The 639-nt window shown below is 43.0% G+C and carries 1 protein-coding gene and 1 pseudogene; both read left to right on the plus strand.

Annotated features, from left to right (window positions below; genetic code table 11):
* Positions 1–399: pseudogene (locus tag Q3C19_RS18320) on the plus strand (hypothetical protein); the annotation flags it as partial.
* Positions 400–414: 15 nt separating this feature from the next.
* A complete protein-coding gene (locus Q3C19_RS18325; protein WP_204390547.1) occupies positions 415–570 on the plus strand; it encodes a hypothetical protein in 156 nt (51 codons plus the stop codon).
* Positions 571–639 lie beyond the last annotated feature (69 nt).

A 639-nucleotide genomic window follows, 5' to 3' on the forward strand; every position in this document is an offset into this window, starting at 1 on the left:
AGCAACAGACATGTACATGATTTCCTGACCAGTAACAGAATAGCAGAGCCTGCCGGATTTGAATATCAGGGATTCAGAATGTTCCGCTTCAATCCTGACAGGTTGAAGGAACTCGTACCCGAACAGTTCAAGACAATCAGCGCCAAACTGCCACCACAGGATGACATGATAAAGGACATCATCTACCAGGAAAGACGTTTCCCTTTGAGAACTGTTCAGGACAATCACGGAATATATCTTGTTTCGAGCAAGGAACTGGAAGAATCTTTAATCGAAGGAGTACGAAAGCAGGATGTCGCGGCAAATGAATTGCTGGATGGCATCTGCCTGTTCTGCTCCACACAGGAACTGCGCTATCTTACGGATGCAGAACTTATAGAAACAATCTACGCACAATAAAAAGGAGGAACAAATATGAAAACCGGAGACATTGTATTTCTGAAACGTCCCTATAAGAGATACCGTGCCGTTGAACTGATGGAAAGACTGGAATGCCGCTGGCTGGTTAGGATTGTCGAGAGCGGTCTTGAACTGGAGGTATATGAAGATGAACTTATATCAGAATTTTAATACGGATAAAGTGTTATGGAAAAATATCAGTTTGCATTCCATTCGGAAATAATCGGCTATACCTCTCCT

This window comes from Bacteroides sp. ET489 (genome assembly GCF_030518095.1).
GTDB classification, from domain to species: domain Bacteria; phylum Bacteroidota; class Bacteroidia; order Bacteroidales; family Bacteroidaceae; genus Bacteroides; species Bacteroides ndongoniae.

Excerpts from the sequence above, each read along its gene's own strand:
- Q3C19_RS18325 (WP_204390547.1), top strand. The coding sequence starts at position 415 with ATGAAAACCGGAGACATTGTATTTCTGAAACGTCCCTATAAGAGATAC.